Raw genomic sequence first — 20,805 nt, 5'->3', positions numbered from 1 at the left:
CCGGTGCGGCCCCGCCCGGCCCCCGAGGAGCCGACGGTACGCGTGCCGGAGCCGCGCGAGCCGCGCACCGACGGCCGGCCGCGGGTGCTGGTGGCCGTCGGCACCGACAAACATCCGTTCGACCGGCTGGTCGACTGGCTGCGCGAGTGGCACGACGAGGTTGCCGGTGAGGTTCGGTTGACCGTGCAGCACGGCCACACCCGGGCGGATGACCTGCCCGACGCGGTGCCGTTCCTCGGCCACGCCGAGTTGCAGGCGGCGATGGCCGGGGCCGACCTGGTGGTCTGCCACGGCGGGCCGGCCACCATCCTGGAGGCCCGCCGGCACGGGCACCTGCCGATCGTGGTGCCCCGCGATCCGACCCGGGGCGAGCATGTCGACGACCATCAGCTGTTGTTCGCCCGCCGGCTCGGCGCGGCCGGCCTGGTGGCGCTCTGCGAGTCGCGGCAGGAGTTGCTGGACACGCTGGCCGCCGGTCTCGCTGACCGGGCCCGGTTCACCGTCGCCGTGGACGCCGGTGCGGCCGACGGGCGACGCGCCGCGGTGCGACGGGTGGGAGTGATCGTCGAAGACCTGGTGGCCGCCGCCGCGCAGCGGCACCACCGACCCTGGTGGCGGCCGTGGCGCGGACCCGGCCCGAACGGAAGGCGGAAGCCGTGACCCCGTACCCGAGCGTGAGCGCCGTGGTGCCCACCCGCGACCGGCCGGAGCTGCTGCGGGCCGCGGTACGGGCCATCGTCGCCCAGGACTACCCGGGGCCGGTCGAGGTGGTCGTCGTCTACGACCAGTCCGAACCGGACCCGACGCTGGCGGAGCTGTCCGCGCCGGACCGGCCGGTGCGGGTCATCACCAACGCGCGCACGCCCGGCCTGGCCGGTGCCCGCAACACGGGCACCCTTGCCGCCTCCGGTGAACTGGTCGCCTTCTGCGACGACGACGACGAGTGGCTGCCCGGCAAGCTGCGCGCCCAGACCGAGGCGCTGGCCGCCGTGCCGGGCGCCGAGTTCGTCAGCTGCGGCATCCGGGTCAGCTACGACGGGCACACCGTTGAGCGGGTGCTGGACCGCGACTCGATCAGCCTGGCCGAGTTGCTGCGTGACCGGATGACCGAACTGCACCCGTCGACCTTCGTGATCCGGGCGGCGGCGTTGCGGGACGGGTTCGGGCTCGTCGACGAGGAGATCCCGGGCAGCTACGCCGAGGACTACGAGTTCCTGCTCCGGGCCGCCCGCAGCGCACCACTTGTCAACCTGCGCACCCCGTACGTGGTGGTGCGCTGGCACAAACGGTCGTACTTCGCCCAGCGGTGGGACACCATCTCCGAGGCGCTGCAGTGGCTGCTGGACCGCTACCCCGAGTTCGCCAGCCAACCGGCGGGGCAGGCCCGGGTCACCGGGCAGATCGCCTTCGCCCGCGCCGCGTCGGGAGACTCCCGGGGCGCGGTGCGCTGGGCCCGGCGGACCATCCGGCGCAACCCACGCGAACCCCGGGCGTACCTGGCCTTGGCGGTCGCCGGGCGGGTGGTGCGCGCCGACACGGTGCTGCGCACCCTGCACCGACGCGGCCGGGGCATCTGACCGCCCGCTGTGCCGTCTGCCTCCGCCGCCCGCGCCGGGTCGCGGCCGCCGCGTCCGTAGGGCGGGACACGGCGGGCGGCGCGGGGCGGCGGACACCGGGCGTGACAGACTCAGGGCTGTGTTGCGCTGGTTGACCGCAGGGGAATCGCACGGACCCGCTCTCGTCGCGTTGCTGGAGGGGGTGCCGGCCGGTGTCGAGGTGACCTCCACCGAGATCGCCGGAGAGTTGGCCCGCCGCCGGCTCGGCTACGGCCGGGGCGCCCGGATGGCGTTCGAGCAGGACGAGATCGAGATCGTCGGCGGCCTGCGGCACGGGGTGACCCTGGGCAGCCCGGTCGCCATTCGGGTCGGGAACTCCGAGTGGCCCAAGTGGCGCACGGTGATGGCCGCCGACCCGGTCGACCCCGACGAGTTGGCCCGGCAGGCCCGCAACGCGCCGCTGACCCGGCCCCGACCCGGCCACGCCGACCTGGCCGGCATGCAGAAGTACGGCCACACCGACGCCCGGCCGATCCTGGAGCGGGCCAGCGCGCGGGAGACCGCCGCCCGGGTCGCCGTCGGCACGGTGGCCAAGGCGTTGGTGCGGCAGGCGCTCGGTATCGAGATCGTCTCGCACGTGGTGGAACTGGGTCCGGTCGCCGTCAAGCCGGGGCTGCGGCCCCGCCCGGAGGACGCCGAGCGGATCGACGCCGACCCGTTGCGCTGCCTCGACCCGGATGCCAGCGCCCGGATGGTCGCCGAGGTCGACGCCGCGAAGAAGGCGGCCGACACCCTCGGCGGCGTGGTCGAGGTGTTGGCGTACGGCGTACCGCCGGGTCTGGGCAGCCACGTGCAGTGGGACCGTAAGCTCGACGCCCGGCTGGCCACCGCCTTGATGTCGATTCAGGCGATCAAGGGTGTGGAGATCGGCGACGGCTGGCAGCAGGCCCGGTCCCGGGGTTCCGAGGCGCACGACGAGATCATGCCCACCGCCACCGGCGTGCGGCGGGTCACCGACCGGGCCGGCGGCCTGGAGGGCGGCATCACCACGGGTGAGCCGCTGCGGGTGAAGGCGGCGATGAAGCCGATCTCCTCGTTGAACCGGGCCCTCGCGACGGTGGACGTCACCACAGGTGAGCCGGCCACCGCCATCAACCAGCGCTCCGACGTCTGCGCGGTGCCGGCCGCCGCCGTGGTCGCCGAGGCGATGGTGGCGCTGGTGCTGGCGGAGGCGGCGGTGGAGAAGTTCGGCGGTGACTCGGTCGCCGAGATGCGCCGCAACCTGGCCGGCTACCTCGACGCGCTGGTGATCCGGTGACCGGTCCGACCCGGCCGGTCTGCGTGCTGGTCGGCGCGCCCGGTTCGGGTAAGACCACCGTCGGGCAGGGCCTGGCGGAAGCGCTCGGTGTCGAGTTCCGCGACACCGACACCGACATCGAGCGCCTGGCGGGCAAGCCGATCCCGGAGATCTTCGTCGACGAGGGGGAGGCGCACTTCCGTACCCTCGAACGGGCGGCGCTGGCCGCGGCGCTGGCCTCCTGCTCCGGGGTGCTCGCCCTCGGCGGCGGCGCGGTGCTGGCCGAGGAGAACCGGGCCGCACTTGTCGGTCACCGGGTGGTGCACCTCTCCGTCGAGCTGCCGGACGCGGTCAAACGGGTCGGCCTCGGCGCCGGCCGGCCGCTGCTGGCGATCAACCCCCGGGCCACTCTCAAACATCTGATGGACCAGCGCCGACCGCTGTACGCCGAGGTCGCCACCGCCACCGTGGTCACCGACGGCCGCACCCCCGAGGAGATCGTCACCGAGATCGCCGCCCTGCTGAAGCCGTAAGGGGTGGGGGCCCGCCGGACTGAGGTTGTTCCAACCCTCGGGCAGCCGGTGGCGGCGCGGGTCGGATCGGCGGTGGGTGGGCTAGGCTCCCGGCGATGGACGAGGTGACCCGGATCCCGGTCGGTGGCGAACGGCCGTACGACGTGCTGGTCGGCCGCGACCTGCTCGATGCGCTGCCTGGCCTGCTGCCCGACGCCGCCAAGGTCGCGGTGCTGTATGCGCCGCCCCTGAAGGAGTTGGCCGACGCGGTAGGCGTCGGCCTGGCCGCGGCCGGCGTGACCCCCCTGCCGATCGAGGTGCCCGACGCCGAGGCCAGCAAGCACGTCGATGTGGCGGCGCAGTGCTGGGACCGGCTCGGCGAGGCGGGCTTCACCCGTACCGACGCGGTGGTCGGCATCGGTGGCGGCGCGGTCACCGACCTGGCCGGCTTCGTGGCGGCGTGTTGGCTGCGCGGGGTGCGGTGGGTGCCGGTGGCCACCTCGTTGCTCGGCATGGTCGACGCGGCGGTGGGTGGCAAGACCGGGATCAACACCGCCACCGGCAAGAATCTCGTGGGTGCCTTCCACCCGCCGGTCTGCGTGCTGGCCGACCTGGCCACGCTGGACAGCCTCCCGCCGGCCGATCTGGCCGCCGGCCTGGCCGAGGTGGTCAAGTGCGGGTTCATCGCTGATCCGGTCATCCTCGACCTGGTCGAGGCCGACCCGGCCGCCGCGACCGACCCCGCCGGGCCGGTCACCCGGGAGCTGATCGAGCGGGCCATCCGGGTCAAGGCCGACGTGGTCGCGGGAGACCTGCGTGAGTCGGGCGTACGGGAGGTGCTCAACTACGGGCACACGCTGGCCCACGCGATCGAGAAGGTCGAGGGTTACCGCTGGCGGCATGGGCACGCGGTGTCGGTCGGCCTGGTGTACGCCGCCGAGCTGGCCCGCCTCGCCGGCAGGTTGGACGCGGCCACCGCGTCGCGGCATCGGGCGGTGCTGACGGCGCTCGATCTGCCGACGGGTTACGCCGCCGACGCGTGGCCTCGCCTGCTGGCCACCATGCGGGTCGACAAGAAGGCCCGGGGCAGTCGGCTGCGTTTCGTGGTGCTCGACGGGCTGGCCCGACCGGCGATCCTCGACGGCCCGGACGACGATTTGCTGCACACCGCCTACGCCGCGGTGTCCCGATGACCATGCGGGTGTACGTGCTGAACGGGCCGAACCTGGGCCGGCTGGGTACCCGCCAGGTCGACGTCTACGGGGTGACCAGCTACGCCGATCTGGTGGAACTCTGCGAGACCACCGGGCGGGACCTGGGCCTCGACGTCGTCGTGCGGCAGACCGACGCCGAGCATGAGTTGCTCGGCTGGCTGCACACCGCCGCCGACGAGGGCGCCGCCGTGGTGCTCAACCCGGCGGCCTGGTCGCACTACTCGATCGCGGTGCGGGACGCCTGCGCGATGCTGCGTGGGCCGCTGGTGGAGGTGCACATCTCCAACATCCACGCGCGGGAGGAGTTCCGTCACCACTCCGTCGTCTCGGCGGTGGCGACCGGCGTGATCTGCGGGCTCGGCGTCGACGGCTACCGCCTCGCCCTGCACCACCTGGCCAACCGCCGCGACCAGAGCGCCTGACGTCCCGAGCCGCCTGACGTCCCGAGCCGCCTGACGTCTCGAGCCGGCTGGCGACCGGACCGTTCGGCCTCCGAGCTGCTGGCGAGGTCGGCTGACGGCTCGGCTGCACCTCATTCATGGCCGCAAACTACTTTTGGTGACATCTACCCTCAGTGAGCAGCCACCGCCCCCGCCCAGCAACCCCTTCCACCCTTTGCTCTGCTTCAACCCACGCACTAGCGGCTGACCAGCACTTTCGCGAGCACGTTGGCGACGGCGCACGGTGTTGTCGCCACCGACAGTGACTGTTGCGTGGGTTGAAGCAGAGCAAAGGGAGCGGGTTGATAAGTCGGGGGTGGGGCGGAGTGTCACTGACAGTGCTGCACAGGCGGGTTCAGTACGCCGCATGCTGGCAGGCCGAGCCGGGCTGGACCTCTCGACCGGCGGTGGACTTTGGCGGGCGGCCGACGGCGGTCGGCGGGTCGCGTGGCGGCTAGTAGACTTGCCAGGTCTGTCCGCCAAATGATGATCAAGGCAGGAAATGGCCACCACCAACGACCTGAAGAACGGCCTGGTACTCAACCTCGACGGAGAGCTCTGGTCCGTCGTCGAGTTCCAGCACGTCAAGCCCGGTAAGGGTGGTGCGTTTGTGCGTACCACGCTGAAGAACGTGCTCTCCGGCAAGGTGGTCGACAAGACCTTCAACGCGGGCACCAAGGTTGAGACCGCGACCGTCGACAAGCGCACGATGCAGTATCTCTACGCCGACGGCGAGGACTACGTCTTCATGGACATGGAGACGTTCGACCAGATCACGGTTATGGGCGGGACGGTCGGCGAGGCAGCCAACTACCTGCTGCCCGAAGCCGAGGCGATCGTGGCCACCCACGAGGGCGTGCCGCTCTACGTCGAGCTGCCGACCTCGGTCGTGCTGGAGGTCACCTACACGGAGCCGGGCCTGCAGGGCGACCGGTCCACCGGTGGCAACAAGCCAGCGACGGTGGAGACGGGCGCGACCGTTCAGGTGCCGCTCTTCGTCACCACCGGCGAGAAGATCAAGGTCGACACCCGCGACGGCCGTTACCTCGGCCGCGCCTGATGTCCGAGGGTCCGAAGCAGCAGATGCCGGCGCGTCGCAAGGCGCGCAAGCGGGCGTTGGACGTGCTCTTCGAGGCCGACCTGCGTGATCGTCCGCCGGTCGAGGTGCTGGCCGGCTATGTCGAGCGGATCGAGAAGCCGCGTCCCGACCACCTCGGGTACGCGGTCGGCCTGGTCGAGGGGGTGGCCGGGCACCTGGACCGGATCGACGAGCTGATCTCCAGCTACGCCGAGGGCTGGACGCTGGACCGGATGCCTGTGGTCGACCGCAACCTGGCCCGGATCGCAGTCTACGAGCTGTTGTATCTCGACGAGATCGATGACGCGGTGGCGATCAGCGAGGCGGTGGAGCTGGCCCGGCAGATGTCGACCGACGACTCGCCCCGCTTCCTCAACGGTCTGCTCGGCCGGATCGCCGAGTACGCCACCCGTTGAGGTGGGCGGAAGCGACGAAAGGACGAAAGGGCCCGTGCCGGACGGCACGGGCCCTTTCGCGTGGTCGAATCTCAGGAGGCGAAGAACGCCCGGGGGTCGGCGACAAGTACGCCGTGCTCGGTCAGCCGCTCGATCAGGCCGGACGGTGAGGCGTCGTAGACGATCGCGAGGGCGCGCAGGTCGTCGGCGCGGATCGACAGCACCCGGCCGTTGTAGTCGCCGCGCTGCTGCTGGATGGCGCGCGCGTAGCGGGCCACGTAGGCGAGATCCTCGCTGGCCTCGTCGTAGAGGCGCTCCAGGTCCAGAACGATCTTGCTGGTGGGTTCGTGTCGTACCCCGCTGCCGTCGGGCAGCAACTCCGAGACCGGCACGCGGTAGAACTCGGCCAGCTCGGCCAGACGGGACACCGTGACGGCCCGGTCGCCGCGCTCGTACGAGCCGACCACAACCGCCTTCCAACGCCCGTTCGACTTCTCCTCCACCCCCTGCAGGGACAGGCCCTGCTGCTGGCGGATGGAGCGCAGGCGGGCGCCCAGAGACTTGGCGTATTCAGAGGGCATTCGGACACTCCCAGTGCTGCTCGGGTTCTCCCAGCGATTCGCTACGGAGCGTGACGGTACGGGGATTCGTACACGTGGTCAAGTGGTCGCGATCTTCCCGTTGTGTACCCCGGGTGAGTTGTCCCGTTTCGCCTGGCTGACTGGCCAGTCAGCCAACGGCGACGGGTGACGCCGTCGTAGCTGGTGCCCGCGCGTCGAGGCGGCGACGACCACTGGTAACGTTGCCGAAGCCCCTGCGCCGGCCACTCCCGGCCGGCCGGGAGGATCCGACGTCCTTTAACGACCCGTCCCGTGAGGCGGGGAAGGAGGTCCGCCGTGGCCTACCCATCGGCTGCCCCGTCGTCGCCGCCGCGACAACCCTCGGTGAAGGTGATATTGACCAGCGCCGACCTGCAACGCGTGGTCGACCGCATCGCTCACCAGATCCTCGAGAAGACCCAGGGCGCGGCTGACACCGTGCTGCTCGGTATCCCCACCCGGGGTGCCCCCCTCGCCAGCCGGCTCGCCGCCCGGATCAGCGCCTTCGAGGGTATTTCCGTGCCGGTCGGCGTGCTCGACATCACTCTCTACCGCGACGACCTGCGCCGGAACGCCACCCGGGCGGTCGGCCCCACCCAGTTGCCGGCCGGTGGCATCGACGGCAAGCGGGTGGTCCTCGTCGACGATGTCCTCTTCTCCGGCCGGACCGTCCGGGCGGCCCTCGACGCGCTCGGTGACCTTGGGCGGCCCGCTTCGGTGCAACTCGCCGTCCTGGTCGACCGGGGGCACCGGCAGCTACCGATCCGCGCCGACTACGTCGGCAAGAACATCCCGACCGCCCTGGCCGAGAGTGTCAAGGTGACGCTGGTCGAGACCGACGGCACGGACGAGGTCCGGCTCTACGGGGAGGAGGCCCGATGATCAGGCACCTGCTTTCCGGCGCCGACCTTGACGCCGACACCGCCACCCAGATCCTGGACACCGCCGCCGAGATGGCCGCGGTGGCCGGTCGCGAGGTCAAGAAGCTGCCCGCGCTGCGGGGCAGGACCGTGGTGAATCTCTTCTACGAGGACTCGACCCGCACCCGGATCTCGTTCGAGGCGGCGGCCAAACGGCTCAGCGCCGACGTGATCAACTTCTCGGCGAAGGGTTCCAGCGTCGCCAAGGGCGAGAGCCTGAAGGACACCGCGCTGACCCTGCAGGCGATGGGGGCCGACGCGGTGGTGGTCCGGCACCCCGCCTCGGGGGCTCCGCACCGCCTCGCCGACTGGGTCGACGGTTCGGTGGTCAACGCCGGCGACGGCACCCACGAGCACCCCACCCAGGCGCTGCTCGACGCGTACACGATGCGGTCCCGGCTGGGCCGCCTGGCCGGCCTGTCGGTGGCGGTGGTCGGTGACGTGCTGCACTCCCGGGTGGCCCGTTCCAACGTGCTGCTGCTGTCCACCCTCGGCGCCAAGGTGACCCTGGTCGGGCCACCCACGCTCATCCCGGTCGACATCGCCGCCGCTCTCGCGCCGGGCACCGACGTCTGCTACGACCTCGACGCGGTGCTGCCCTCGTCGGACGTGGTGATGATGCTGCGGGTGCAGCGGGAGCGGATGAACGACTCGTACTTCCCGTCCGCCCGCGAGTACGCCCGCCGCTACGGCCTGGACGGGCCGCGGATGGGCCGGCTGCCGGAGCACGCCATCGTCATGCATCCCGGCCCGATGAACCGGGGCATGGAGATCACGCCGGAGGTCGCGGACTCGCCCCGCTCCACCATCGTCGAACAGGTCGCCAACGGTGTCTCCGTCCGGATGGCCGTCCTCTACCTGCTGCTCGGGGGGAACAACCGGTGAACTCGTACCTGATCAGGAACGTCAGCGTCCTCGGCGCCGCACCGACCGACCTGCTGATCCGCGACGGCGTCGTCGCCGAGACCGGCGCGGGGCTGTCCGCGCCGGACGCCACCGTGATCGACGCCGACGGGCTGGTCGCCCTGCCCGGCCTGGTCGACCTGCACACCCACCTGCGTGAGCCCGGCCGGGAGGACGCCGAGACGGTCGAGACCGGTTCCCGGGCGGCGGCGCTCGGCGGCTACACCGCGGTCTGCGCGATGGCGAACACCTCGCCGGTGGCCGACACCGCGGGCGTGGTCGAGCAGGTGTGGCGGCTCGGCCGCGAGGCCGGGCTGGTCGACGTGCAGCCGATCGGCGCGGTCACCGTCGGCCTGGCCGGGGAGCGGCTGGCCGAACTCGGCGCGATGGCCGAGTCGGCGGCCCGGGTGCGGATCTTCTCCGACGACGGGCACTGCGTCGCCGACCCCCGGCTGATGCGCCGTGCGCTGGAGTACGTGAAGGCGTTCGACGGCATCATCGCCCAGCACGCCGAGGAGCCCCGGCTCACCGAGGGCGCGCAGATGCACGAGGGTGAGGTTTCCACCCGGCTGGGCCTGACCGGTTGGCCGGCGGTCGCCGAGGAGGCGATCATCGCGCGGGACGTGCTGCTGGCCGAGCACGTCGGCAGCCGGCTGCACATCTGCCACGTCTCCACCGCCGGCAGCGTCGAGGTGCTGCGCCACGCCAAGGCCCGGGGGGTACGCGTCACCGCTGAGGTGACCCCGCATCACCTGCTGCTCACCGACACACGTGCCGAGACCTACGACCCCGTGTTCAAGGTCAACCCGCCGCTGCGTACCGCGACCGACATCGCCGCGCTGCGGGCGGCGCTTGTCGACGGGGTGATCGACATCATCGCCACCGACCACGCCCCGCACGCGGTGGAGGACAAGGAGTGCGAGTGGGCGTACGCCCGGCCGGGCATGCTCGGGCTGGAGACGGCGCTGTCCATCGCGCTCGACGTGCTGGGTCCGCAGTGGGACCTGATCGCCGAGCGGATGTCCCGTACGCCGGCCCGGATCGCCGGGCTCACCGAGCACGGCCACGACCCGGCCCCCGGCGCGCCGGCCACCCTCACCCTGGTCGACCCGGCGGCCCGTCGGGTGATCGAGCCGGCGGAACTGGCCAGCCGTAGTCGCAACACCCCGTACGCCCGGATGACGCTGCCGGGTCGCATCGTGGCGACCTTCCTGCGTGGCGAGGCGACGGTCCTGGACGGAAAGGCAGTCAAGTGAGTCGTAGGCGTCCAGCGATTCTCGTCCTGGAGGACGGGCGCACCTTCCACGGCGAGGCGTACGGCAGCGTCGGGGAGACCTTCGGCGAGGCGGTCTTCAACACCGGGATGACCGGTTACCAGGAGACGCTCACCGACCCGTCGTACCACCGTCAGGTGGTGGTGCAGACCGCTCCGCACATCGGTAACACCGGCGTCAACACCTCCGACGACGAGTCACGCCGGATCTGGGTGGCCGGTTACGTGGTGCGTGACCCGGCCAGGATCAGCTCCAACTGGCGGGCCACCGGCGGGCTGGAGGACCGGCTGGCCACCGAGGGCGTGGTCGGCATCAGCGGCGTGGACACCCGGGCCCTCACCCGTCACCTGCGCGAACGTGGCGCGATGCGGGTGGGCGTCTCCAGCGTCGAGGACGATCCCCGGGCGCTGCTCGAACGGGTCCGCCAGTCGCCGCAGATGCTCGGCGCGGACCTCTCCGCCGAGGTGACGACCGCGACGCCGTACGTGGTCGACGCCGAGGGCGAGCACCGGTTCACGGTGGCCGCGCTGGACCTGGGCATCAAGCGCAACGTGCCGCGCCGGCTCGCCGCGCGGGGCGTGACCACCCACGTGCTGCCGGCCCACTCGACAATCGAGGACCTGCTGGCCACCGGCGCCGACGCGGTCTTCTTCTCACCGGGCCCCGGTGACCCGGCGACCGCCGACGCGCCGGTCGCGCTGGCCCGCGAGGTGCTGCGCCGCGAGGTGCCGCTGTTCGGCATCTGCTTCGGCAGCCAGATCCTCGGCCGGGCGCTCGGCTTCGGCACCTACAAGCTCGGCTACGGCCACCGGGGCATCAACCAGCCGGTGCTCGACCGGGTCACCGGCAAGGTCGAGGTGACCAGCCACAACCACGGCTTCGCGGTGCAGGTGCCCGGGGCACGGCCGGGCGCGGTGGTGCCGGACCAGGTGATCGAGACCGAGTTCGGCGGCGTCCAGGTGTCGCACGTCTGCCTCAACGACAACGTGGTCGAGGGGCTGCGGGCGCGCGACGTGCCCGCCTTCACCGTTCAGTACCACCCGGAGGCGGCGGCCGGCCCGCACGACGCGGACTATCTCTTCGACCGCTTCGCCGAGCTGATCGACGGCCGGGCTCTCAGTGGGGGGCGTACCAATGCCTAAGCGGACCGATCTCAAGCACATCCTGGTGATCGGGTCGGGACCGATCGTCATCGGACAGGCCTGCGAGTTCGACTACTCGGGTACTCAGGCGTGCCGGGTGCTGCGCGCCGAGGGGATCCGGGTCAGCCTGGTCAACTCCAACCCGGCCACCATCATGACCGACCCGGAGTTCGCCGACGCCACCTACGTCGAGCCGATCACCCCGGAGTTCGTCGAGCTGGTCATCGCCAAGGAGCGTCCGGACGCGGTGCTGCCCACCCTGGGTGGGCAGACCGCCCTGAACACCGCCGTGGCGTTGCACGAGGCCGGGGTGCTGGAGAAGTACGGCGTCGAGCTGATCGGCGCGAACATCGACGCGATCCGGCGCGGCGAGGACCGGCAGCTGTTCAAGGAGATCGTGGCGAAGGCCGGCGTACGCCTCGGCGTCGAGGATCCGGCGAGCCTGGTGCCGCGTTCGCGGGTCTGCCACTCGATGGACGAGGTCCGCGAGACGGTGGCCGAGCTGGGCCTGCCGGTGGTGATCCGGCCGTCGTTCACCATGGGTGGTCTCGGCTCGGGCATGGCGCACACCGACGCCGACCTGGAGCGCATCGCGGGCGCCGGGCTGGCTGCCAGTCCGGTGCACGAGGTGCTCATCGAGGAGAGCGTGCTCGGCTGGAAGGAGTACGAACTCGAACTCATGCGGGACCGCCACGACAACGTGGTGGTGGTCTGCTCGATCGAGAACCTCGACCCGATGGGCGTGCACACCGGTGACAGCGTGACCGTGGCGCCGGCCATGACGCTCACCGACCGGGAGTACCAGCACCTGCGGGATCTGGGCATCGCGGTGCTGCGCGAGGTCGGCGTGGACACCGGTGGCTGCAACATCCAGTTCGCGGTGAACCCGGCCGACGGTCGCATCGTCGTCATCGAGATGAACCCGCGGGTGTCCCGCTCGTCGGCGCTGGCGTCGAAGGCGACCGGCTTCCCGATCGCGAAGATCGCCGCGAAGCTGGCCATCGGCTACACCCTCGACGAGATCCCCAACGACATCACCCGCAAGACGCCGGCCGCGTTCGAGCCGACGCTTGACTACGTGGTGGTGAAGATCCCCCGGTTCGCGTTCGAGAAGTTCCCCGGCGCGGACCCGGAGCTGACCACCACGATGAAGTCGGTCGGCGAGGCGATGAGCCTCGGGCGCAACTTCCCCGAGGCGCTGAACAAGGCGATGCGCTCGATGGAGACCAAGGCCGCCGGCTTCTGGACCGTGCCCGACCCGGTCGGGGCGACGAAGGAGAACACCCTCGCCGCGCTGGGCATGCCGCACGACGGACGGCTCTACACGGTGGAGCGGGCGTTGCGGCTCGGTGCCTCGATCGCCGAGGTCAGCGCCGCCTCCGGCGGTATCGACCCGTGGTTCCTGGACCAGATCGCCGCCCTGGTCGAGTTGCGTGCGGAGATCGTGGCGGCGCCGGTGCTGGACGCGGAGCTGCTGCGCCGGGCGAAGCGGGCCGGCCTCTCCGACCGGCAGCTGGCCGCGCTGCGTCCCGAACTGGCCGCCGAGGACGGGGTCCGTACGCTGCGGCACCGCCTCGGCCTCCGGCCGGTCTACAAGACGGTGGACACCTGCGCCGCGGAGTTCGAGGCCACCACCCCGTACCACTACTCCGCTTATGACGAGGAGACGGAGGTGGCCGGCTCGGCGCGGCCCAAGGTGCTGATCCTGGGTTCCGGACCGAACCGGATCGGGCAGGGCATCGAGTTCGACTACTCCTGCGTGCACGCGGTCATGGCCCTGAAGGGGTCCTACGAGACCGTCATGGTCAACTGCAATCCGGAGACCGTCTCCACCGACTACGACACCGCCGACCGGCTCTACTTCGAGCCGCTGACCTTCGAGGACGTGCTTGAGGTCTGGCACGCGGAGGACTCCTCCGGCCGGTCCGTCGGCGGGCCGGGCGTGGTCGGCGTGATCGTGCAGCTGGGTGGGCAGACCCCGCTCGGACTGGCCCAGCGACTCAAGGACGCCGGGGTGCCGGTGGTGGGTACCTCACCGGAGTCGATCCACCTGGCCGAGGAACGCGGCGCCTTCGGATCGCTGCTGGCCCGGGCCGGCCTGCGCGCGCCGGACCACGGCACCGCCACCTCGTACGAGGAGGCGAAGGAGATCGCCGACGAGATCGGCTACCCGGTGCTGGTCCGGCCGTCGTACGTGCTCGGCGGGCGGGGCATGGAGATCGTCTACGACGACGCCACGCTGCGCGACTACATCGGCCGGGCCACCGACATCTCGCCGGACCATCCGGTGCTTGTCGACAGTTTCCTCGACGATGCCATCGAGATCGACGTGGACGCGCTCTGCGACGCCGACGGCGCGGTCTACCTCGGCGGGATCATGGAGCACATCGAGGAGGCGGGCATCCACTCCGGCGACTCCTCCTGCGCCCTGCCGCCGATCACCCTGGCCAGTTCGCACGTGGCCCAGGTCCGCCGGTACACCGAGGCCATCGCGCGGGGCATCGGCGTACGCGGACTGCTCAACGTGCAGTACGCGCTGAAGGACGACGCGCTGTACGTGCTGGAGGCCAACCCGCGCGCCTCGCGTACCGTGCCGTTCGTCTCGAAGGCCACGGCGGTGCCGCTGGCGAAGGCGGCGGCCCGGATCGCGCTCGGCGCGACCCTGGCCGAGTTGCGCGCCGAGGGCATGTTGCCGACGACCGGGGACGGTGGTTCGCTGCCGCCGGACGCCCCGATCGCGGTGAAGGAGGCGGTGCTGCCGTTCAAGCGGTTCCGTACCCCGGCGGGTAAGGGGGTGGATTCGCTGCTCGGCCCGGAGATGAAGTCGACAGGCGAGGTGATGGGGATCGACACCGCCTTCGGGCACGCCTTCGCCAAGTCGCAGTCGGCGGCGTACGGGTCGCTGCCGACCGAGGGCAGGATCTTCGTCTCGGTGGCCAACCGCGACAAGCGCGGCATGATCTTCCCGATCAAGCGGCTGGCCGATCTCGGCTTCGACATCGTCGCGACCAGCGGTACCGCCGAGGTGCTGCGCCGGCACGGCATCGCCTGCGAGCAGGTCCCGAAGCACTATGAGGCCGATTCCGAGGACGACGCGGTGTCGTTGATCCTCGGTGGCCACGTCGCTCTTGTGATCAACACGCCACAGGGTTCGGGTGCCAGCGCCCGCTCGGACGGTTACGAGATCCGCAGCGCCGCGGTCACCGCCGACATCCCCTGCGTCACCACCGTCCCCGGCGCCGCCGCCGCGGTCATGGGAATCGAGGCGAGGATCCGCGGCGACATGCAGGTACGCCCCCTCCAGGCCCTCCACGCCACCCTCCGGTCCGCCCAGTGACCCCCCACCCCTCGTCCACCACCCCGTTCTCGTCGATCAAGAAGTTTTGGTCCTCGGGTGGCCCTCGGCGGGACCAGAACTTCTTGATCGACGCATGGCATCGGGGAGGGGTGGCGTGATCTTCGAACGGACCGTTCGGCGGGGGCTGTTCCGGGTCGGGGGTGGGGACGCGGAGACGGCGCACGAGTTCACCCTGCGGCGGTTGGCCGCGCTGTCCCGGACGCCGGTGGCGCTGGCGGCGTTGCGGGCCCGGTACGCCGTGTCGGCGCCGCGCACGGTGTTCGGGGTGTCATTTCCCAACCCGGTCGGCCTGGCCGCCGGGATGGACAAGGACGGGGTGGCGCTACCGGCGTGGCCGGCACTGGGCTTCGGTTTCGTCGAGGTCGGCACGGTGACGGCGCGTCCCCAACCAGGCAATCCCCGGCCCCGGCTGTTCCGGCTCGTCGACAGCGAGGCCGTGATCAACAGGATGGGCTTCAACAACGCCGGGGCGCAGGCGCTGGCAGACCGGCTGGCGGCGCTGCCGCGACCGCTCGGCGTACCGCTTGGAATCTCGCTGGGCAAGTCGAAGGTGACGGCGCTGGAGGACGCGGTGGAGGACTACCGCGAGTCGTACCGCGCGTTGCGCGAGCACGGCGACTACTTCGCGGTCAACGTCTCCTCACCGAACACCCCCGGGCTGCGCGCCTTGCAGGACCGGGAGCATCTGGACGCGCTGTTGGCGGCATTGGTGGGGGAGAAGCCGGTGCTGGTGAAGATCGCTCCCGACCTCACCGAGCCGGCCATCGCCGAGTTGCTGGAGGTGTGCCTGGCTCGCGGCGCCGCCGGAGTGATCGCCACGAACACGACCCTCGGACGGGACGGGTTGGCCCCGACCGACCGGGGACGTTCCGGCGAGACCGGTGGGCTGTCCGGCCGTCCGCTGGCCGACCGGGCGCGGCAGGTGGTCGCCTTCGTGCACGCCGAGACGGGCGGGCGACTGCCGGTCATCGGCGTCGGCGGCATCGTCGACCCCGACGATGCGGCCCGGATGTTCGACGCCGGCGCCAGCCTGGTGCAGCTCTACACCGGGTTCATCTACCGTGGCCCGGCGCTGCCCCGGGCCGTCGCCCGCGCGGCTGCGGGTGCCGTGCGTCCGGCCACGACCGGCGCCTGACGAACACCACCCACTCACCACCCCCCTTTGCTCTGCTTCACCCCACGCAACGGTTTCGGCGCGGAACCCGGGCGTCCGGTGAAGCAGAGCAAAGGGGACGCAAGGAGGACCGATGACGCCGGAGGAGGTTCTCGCCGCCGACGCGGCGCACGTGTGGCATCCGTACGCCGCGCTGCCGCCGGCGGTGGCGCCGTACCTGGTGGAGAGCGCCGAGGGGGTACGGCTGCGGCTGGCCGACGGCCGCGAGCTGGTCGACGGGATGTCCTCCTGGTGGGCGGCGATCCACGGCTACCGGCATCCGGTGCTGGACGCGGCGGTGGTCGACCAGTTGGGCCGGATGAGTCACGTCATGTTCGGCGGACTGACCCACGCGCCGGCCGTGGAGCTGGCCCGCACTCTGGTCGAGGTGACGCCCGACGGGCTGGAGCACGTGTTCCTGGCCGACTCGGGTTCGGTGAGTGTCGAGGTTGCGGTGAAGATGTGCCTGCAGTACCAGCGGGCCACCGGCCGGCCGCAGCGGCACCGGCTGGGCACCTGGCGGGGCGGGTACCACGGCGACACGTTCCATCCGATGAGCGTCTGCGACCCGGAGGGTGGCATGCACCACCTCTGGGGGGACGTGCTGCCGCGGCAGGTCTTCGCCCCGATGCCGCCGGGTGGCTTCGACAGCCCGCCCGATCCGGCGTACGAGGCGGCGCTGATCGACGCGGTGGAGCGGCACGCCCACGAGCTGGCCGCGGTGATCGTGGAACCGGTGGTGCAGGGTGCCGGCGGGATGCGTTTCCACCACCCGCACTATCTGCGGGTGCTGCGCGAGGTGACCCGGGCGCACGGCGTGCTGCTGATCTTCGACGAGATCGCCACCGGTTTCGGCCGTACCGGGACGATGTTCGCCGCCGAGCATTCCGGGGTCACCCCGGACGTGCTCTGCGTCGGCAAGGCGCTCACCGGCGGCTATCTGACTCTGGCCGCGGCGCTGTGCACGGCGGAGGTCGCGCGGGGCATCCGGGCCGGTGGTGTGCTCGCGCACGGCCCGACGTTCATGGGCAACCCGCTCGCCTGCTCGGTGGCCAACGCGTCGCTGGGCCTGCTGCGGGCCGGTGACTGGGCCGGGCAGGTGGCGCGGCTGGAACGGGGTCTGCGGTCGGGGCTGGAGCCGTTGCGCGGCGCACCGGGTGTGACGGACGTGCGGGTGCTCGGCGGAATCGGCGTGGTCCAGTTGGACCACGAGGTGGATCTCGGCGCGGCCACGGCCGCCGCCGTGGCGCAGGGGGTGTGGCTGCGTCCGTTCCGGGATCTGGTCTACACGATGCCGCCGTACGTCACCACGGACGCCGACCTCGCCGTCGTGGTGTCGGGTATCTCGGCAGCGGTCGCGGCGGGCTGAGTAGGCGGGTATCGGCCCTTGGCTGGATTTGAGTAGGCGTGTTCGGCAGCCATCGCGAATTGGAGTAGCCCGGCGGCACCCCGGTCCGGGCCTGCTGAGTAGGCGCGGACGGGTGGAAGCCCGGCCGGGACGAGAGGAAGGCACTGGCGACATGGAGAGTTTCGGCGCCCGGCTGCACCGGGCCATGGACGAGCGCGGACCGCTCTGCGTGGGGATCGACCCGCACCCGGCGTTGCTGTCCCGGTGGGGCCTTGACGACGATGTGGCCGGCCTCGACCGCTTCGCCCGGACCGTCGTGGACGCGCTCGGTGACCGGGTTGCGGTGGTCAAGCCCCAGTCGGCGTTCTTCGAGCGATTCGGGTCTCAAGGGGTGGCGGTCCTTGAGTCAACTATCCGACAGTTACGAAATCTCGGCTCGCTCGTTCTTCTCGACGCCAAGCGCGGCGACATCGGTTCGACGGTCCAGGCGTACGCGTCGGCCTACCTTGATCCATCCAGCCCCATGTATGTCGATGCGGTGACCGCGAGCCCCTTCCTGGGGGTCGGATCGCTGGCCCCGATGTTCGAGCTGGCCGCCGAGCACGGCGGCGGCGTGTTCGTCCTGGCGCTCACCTCCAACCCCGAGGGCGCCTCGGTGCAGCGCGCCCGCGGCGCCGACGGCCGCAGCGTCGCGCAAACGATCCTCGACGAGATTTCCCAGCTCAACGCGGGTGCGGAGCCGCTCGGGAGTGTCGGTGCCGTGATCGGCGCGACGGTCGGAGAGACCGGCTGCGACCTGTCTGCGGTGAACGGGCCGCTGCTCGCCCCCGGGCTCGGAGCGCAGGGTGCCACGGCAGCCGATCTGCGGGTCGTCTTCGGCTCCGCGCTGCCCGCCGTGCTGCCCGCGTACTCCCGTGAGGTGCTGGGCGCCGGGCCCGATCCGGACGCGCTGCGGGCCGCCGCGGACCGTGCCGTGGCGGAGTGTCGGGCGGTCCTGGCGATGTCCTGACTGACTGATGGCTCGGTCACTTTGTGGTGATCATTGCGCGCCCACGTTGCCGAAAGCTCCGTTGACCGCTAGTTTTCCCCGCGCTGGGAACCCCTTGGTTCACAGCGACACCACGTTTCACAGATGCGGCGGTGCGTCCCGCCCGTCGCGATAGGGACCTGAGGAGAACTGGTGCCGCTCCCGTCACTGACCCCCGAGCAGCGCGCAGCCGCGCTGGAAAAGGCTGCGGAGATCCGCAAAGCCCGTGCCGAGCTGAAGGAGCAGCTCAAGCAGGGCAAGACCACCCTCGGAGCCGTTCTTGAGCGGGCCGAGTCCGACGATGTCGTCGGCAAGCTCAAGGTGTCGGCTGTGCTGCAGGCCATGCCGGGCATCGGCAAGATCCGGGCTACTCAAATCATGGAGAAGCTCAAGATCGCCGACAGCCGCCGCCTGCGTGGCCTCGGCGAGCAGCAGCGCAAGGCGCTGCTTGGGGAGTTCGCCGCCAACTGAGCACGACTGCGGGTAGAAACAAGCAGTGAGCTTGGATGACGAGGCGCGCCCGGCGGCTCGGCTCACTGTCCTGGCTGGCCCATCCGGCGCCGGTAGGGAGAGTGTCGTCGAGCTGATCCGGGCGCGTTCTCCGTCAGTGTGGACGCCGGTCGCGGTCACCACCCGGCCCCGCCGGGGCAACGAACTGGACGGCGTCCACCGACACTTCGTCACGGCTGAGGAGTTCGACCGCCGGCTCGCCGCCGGCGAGCTGCTGGAGTGGAGTCGGTTCGGCGCTCACCGGCGCGGCACGGAGGCCGCCCCGCTGCGCCGCCGGCTCGCCGCCGGGCAGCCGGTGCTGCTCGCGTTGGACCTCGACGGTGCGCTGCTGGTCCGGGCGGGCTGGCCGGGGGCACGACTCGTCCTGCTCCATCCGCCCGGTCGACTGCCGGGCCCGCCGGTGGTGACGGCCTTCGACCTCAGCGTGTCGGCCGACCGCATCGAGCGGGTCGTGGACGAACTGGTAGGATTCATCGGTTCTTCCTTCCTGGCTCCGGCCCGGCCGCGTCCGCGCGGTTGAGCGCCGGCGCCGCGCTCACGCGCGGTCCGTGCGAAAGACGCAGAGGTTTATCCGTGGGATCCATCGCCAACCCCGAAGGCATCACCAACCCGCCGATCGACGAGCTCCTGGAGAAGACGACGTCGAAGTACGCGCTGGTCATCTTCGCGGCCAAGCGCGCCCGCCAGGTCAACGCCTACTACAGCCAGCTCGGTGAGGGCCTGCTGGAGTACGTCGGCCCGCTGGTCGAGACCACTCCCCAGGAGAAGCCGCTCTCCATCGCGATGCGCGAGATCAACGCTGGCCTGCTCACCGCTGAGCCGACCGACCAGCCGTAATCCTCCGCCCGTCGATGAGCGCCCGGATCATCCTCGGCGTCGGCGGCGGGATCGCCGCCTACAAGGCGTGCGAGTTGCTGCGCCTGTTCACCGAGTCGGGCCACCAGGTGCGGGTGGTGCCGACGGCAGCCGCGTTGCGCTTCGTCGGCGCGCCGACCTGGGCGGCGCTCTCCGGGCAGCCGGTCGCCGAGGACGTCTGGTCCGACGTGCACGAGGTGCCGCACGTACGCCTCGGCCAGCAGGCCGACCTGGTGGTGGTCGCACCCGCCACCGCCGACCTGCTGGCCCGCGCCGCCCACGGCCTCGCCGATGATCTACTCAGCAACACCCTGCTCACCGCCCGGTGCCCGGTGCTGCTGGCGCCGGCGATGCACACCGAGATGTGGGAACACCCGGCCACCGTCGACAACGTCGCGACGCTGCGGTCCCGGGGCGTCCGGGTCGTCGAGCCGGCCGTGGGGCGACTCACCGGTGTCGACACCGGCAAGGGCCGGTTGCCGGAGCCGACGGAGATCTTCGCGGCGGCCCGCCGCATCCTGGCTCGCGGCGCCGACGCGCCGGCCGACCTGACCGGCCGTCGGGTGGTGGTCACCGCCGGTGGCACCCGGGAACCGCTCGACCCGGTGCGCTTCCTGGGCAACCGCTCCTCCGGCAAGCAGGGCTACGCGTTCGCCCGTGCCGCCCTCGCCCGGGGTGCCCGGGTCACGCTGATCGCCGCCAACGTCACACTTCCCGACCCGGCCGGTGCGGACCTGATCCGCGTGGGCACCACCGGCGAACTGCGGGAGGCCACCCTGAAGGCGGCAGTGGACGCCGACGTGGTGGTGATGGCGGCGGCTCCGGCAGATTTCCGACCCGCGACGTACGCGCCTGGCAAAATCAAGAAATCGGACGACGGCACGGCACCCATCATCGAACTCGTGACCAACCCGGACATCGCCGCCGAGCTGGGTCAGCGTCGTCGGCCGGAGCAGGTGCTGGTGGTGTTCGCCGCCGAGACCGGCGACGCCGAGGCCAACGGGCGGGCCAAGCTGGCCCGTAAGCGGGCCGACCTCATCGTCATCAACGAGGTCGGGCCGGACAAGGTCTTCGGCGCCGAGACCAACGCGGCCACGGTCATCAGCGTGGACGGCTCGGTCACCCGGATACCCGAGCGGTCCAAGGAGGATCTCGCCGACGGGGTGTGGGACCTGGTGGTCGCCCGGTTGGCCGGGTGACTTCTCCTGACGGTTGGACGCAAGA

Annotated in this window: 21 protein-coding genes; 20 read left to right on the top strand and 1 reads right to left on the bottom strand. The window is 71.4% G+C overall.

From position 1 onward, the window contains the following. The first annotated feature begins 42 nt into the window (after positions 1-42). The 8 genes from O7624_RS05335 (at position 43) to nusB (ending at position 6,513) form a co-directional block, all read left to right on the top strand. Entirely contained in the window at positions 43-660 is a 618-nt protein-coding gene (locus O7624_RS05335) for a glycosyltransferase (protein ID WP_282240545.1), read from the top strand. Further along, a complete protein-coding gene (locus O7624_RS05330; protein ID WP_282239157.1) occupies positions 657-1,577 on the top strand; it encodes a glycosyltransferase family 2 protein in 921 nt (306 codons plus the stop codon). The genes O7624_RS05335 and O7624_RS05330 overlap by 4 nt, the downstream gene beginning before the upstream one ends. 118 nt (positions 1,578-1,695) lie before the next feature. Continuing rightward, on the top strand, positions 1,696-2,874 hold the full coding sequence (gene aroC / locus O7624_RS05325) for a chorismate synthase (RefSeq protein ID WP_282239156.1): 1,179 nt from the start codon (positions 1,696-1,698) through the stop codon (positions 2,872-2,874). Further along, entirely contained in the window at positions 2,871-3,386 is a 516-nt protein-coding gene (locus O7624_RS05320) for a shikimate kinase (RefSeq protein ID WP_282239155.1), read from the top strand. Before aroC ends, O7624_RS05320 begins: the two co-directional genes overlap by 4 nt. A 95-nt stretch (positions 3,387-3,481) precedes the next feature. After that, on the top strand, positions 3,482-4,558 hold the full coding sequence (gene aroB, locus O7624_RS05315; RefSeq protein ID WP_282239154.1) for a 3-dehydroquinate synthase: 1,077 nt from the start codon (positions 3,482-3,484) through the stop codon (positions 4,556-4,558). Between the two features lie 2 nt (positions 4,559-4,560). Beyond that, positions 4,561-5,001 (top strand): type II 3-dehydroquinate dehydratase, encoded by a 441-nt coding sequence (gene aroQ, locus O7624_RS05310; RefSeq protein ID WP_282240544.1) that lies wholly within the window; start codon positions 4,561-4,563, stop codon positions 4,999-5,001. 520 nt (positions 5,002-5,521) lie between these two features. After that, entirely contained in the window at positions 5,522-6,079 is a 558-nt protein-coding gene (gene efp, locus O7624_RS05305) for an elongation factor P (protein WP_093404355.1), read from the top strand. 23 nt (positions 6,080-6,102) lie between these two features. After that, positions 6,103-6,513 carry a transcription antitermination factor NusB gene (nusB, locus tag O7624_RS05300; RefSeq protein ID WP_170863437.1) on the top strand — a complete coding sequence of 137 codons (411 nt, stop codon included), beginning with the start codon at positions 6,103-6,105 and terminating at the stop codon, positions 6,511-6,513. 71 nt (positions 6,514-6,584) lie between these two features. Here the strand turns inward: nusB and O7624_RS05295 are convergent, their stop codons facing one another. Further along, on the bottom strand, positions 6,585-7,073 hold the full coding sequence (locus O7624_RS05295; protein ID WP_007458348.1) for a transcriptional regulator: 489 nt from the start codon (positions 7,071-7,073) through the stop codon (positions 6,585-6,587). Positions 7,074-7,388: 315 nt separating this feature from the next. On the opposite strand from O7624_RS05295, the gene pyrR reads away from it, so the two are divergent. The 12 genes from pyrR to coaBC all read left to right on the top strand — a co-directional run bounded on the left by pyrR (position 7,389) and on the right by coaBC (position 20,780). Next, positions 7,389-7,973, top strand: coding sequence for a bifunctional pyr operon transcriptional regulator/uracil phosphoribosyltransferase PyrR (gene pyrR / locus O7624_RS05290; RefSeq protein ID WP_093404350.1), 585 nt, complete (start codon positions 7,389-7,391; stop codon positions 7,971-7,973). Continuing rightward, positions 7,970-8,896, top strand: a complete 927-nt coding sequence (locus tag O7624_RS05285) for an aspartate carbamoyltransferase catalytic subunit (RefSeq protein ID WP_093404346.1) — start codon at positions 7,970-7,972, stop codon at positions 8,894-8,896. The genes pyrR and O7624_RS05285 overlap by 4 nt, the downstream gene beginning before the upstream one ends. Next, entirely contained in the window at positions 8,893-10,170 is a 1,278-nt protein-coding gene (locus tag O7624_RS05280; protein ID WP_282239153.1) for a dihydroorotase, read from the top strand. The genes O7624_RS05285 and O7624_RS05280 overlap by 4 nt, the downstream gene beginning before the upstream one ends. Continuing rightward, positions 10,167-11,330: a glutamine-hydrolyzing carbamoyl-phosphate synthase small subunit gene (carA, locus tag O7624_RS05275; protein WP_282239152.1), complete on the top strand. Its 1,164-nt coding sequence runs from the start codon at positions 10,167-10,169 to the stop codon at positions 11,328-11,330. The genes O7624_RS05280 and carA overlap by 4 nt, the downstream gene beginning before the upstream one ends. Beyond that, complete coding sequence (gene carB, locus O7624_RS05270) at positions 11,323-14,667, top strand: carbamoyl-phosphate synthase large subunit (RefSeq protein ID WP_282239151.1); 3,345 nt, start codon at positions 11,323-11,325, stop codon at positions 14,665-14,667. Before carA ends, carB begins: the two co-directional genes overlap by 8 nt. 115 nt (positions 14,668-14,782) lie before the next feature. Further along, positions 14,783-15,823, top strand: coding sequence for a quinone-dependent dihydroorotate dehydrogenase (locus O7624_RS05265; protein WP_282239150.1), 1,041 nt, complete (start codon positions 14,783-14,785; stop codon positions 15,821-15,823). A 112-nt stretch (positions 15,824-15,935) separates the two neighbouring features. Next, complete coding sequence (locus O7624_RS05260) at positions 15,936-17,210, top strand: adenosylmethionine--8-amino-7-oxononanoate transaminase (RefSeq protein ID WP_282239149.1); 1,275 nt, start codon at positions 15,936-15,938, stop codon at positions 17,208-17,210. 151 nt (positions 17,211-17,361) lie between these two features. Continuing rightward, positions 17,362-18,198 carry an orotidine-5'-phosphate decarboxylase gene (gene pyrF / locus O7624_RS05255; RefSeq protein ID WP_093404330.1) on the top strand — a complete coding sequence of 279 codons (837 nt, stop codon included), beginning with the start codon at positions 17,362-17,364 and terminating at the stop codon, positions 18,196-18,198. Between the two features lie 171 nt (positions 18,199-18,369). Beyond that, a complete protein-coding gene (gene mihF / locus O7624_RS05250) occupies positions 18,370-18,687 on the top strand; it encodes an integration host factor, actinobacterial type (RefSeq protein ID WP_007458370.1) in 318 nt (105 codons plus the stop codon). A gap of 25 nt (positions 18,688-18,712) precedes the next feature. Continuing rightward, positions 18,713-19,246, top strand: a complete 534-nt coding sequence (locus tag O7624_RS05245; protein ID WP_282239148.1) for a guanylate kinase — start codon at positions 18,713-18,715, stop codon at positions 19,244-19,246. A 53-nt stretch (positions 19,247-19,299) separates the two neighbouring features. Next, positions 19,300-19,563 carry a DNA-directed RNA polymerase subunit omega gene (rpoZ, locus tag O7624_RS05240; RefSeq protein WP_007075826.1) on the top strand — a complete coding sequence of 88 codons (264 nt, stop codon included), beginning with the start codon at positions 19,300-19,302 and terminating at the stop codon, positions 19,561-19,563. 14 nt (positions 19,564-19,577) lie between these two features. Further along, positions 19,578-20,780 carry a bifunctional phosphopantothenoylcysteine decarboxylase/phosphopantothenate--cysteine ligase CoaBC gene (gene coaBC, locus O7624_RS05235; protein WP_282239147.1) on the top strand — a complete coding sequence of 401 codons (1,203 nt, stop codon included), beginning with the start codon at positions 19,578-19,580 and terminating at the stop codon, positions 20,778-20,780. Positions 20,781-20,805: the final 25 nt, after the last annotated feature.

It is taken from the genome of Verrucosispora sp. WMMD1129 (genome assembly GCF_029581255.1).
Taxonomy (GTDB): domain Bacteria; phylum Actinomycetota; class Actinomycetes; order Mycobacteriales; family Micromonosporaceae; genus Micromonospora; species Micromonospora sediminimaris.
The sequence above is the reverse complement of the archived record's forward strand: the minus strand, read 5'-3'. Positions and strand labels throughout refer to the sequence as shown.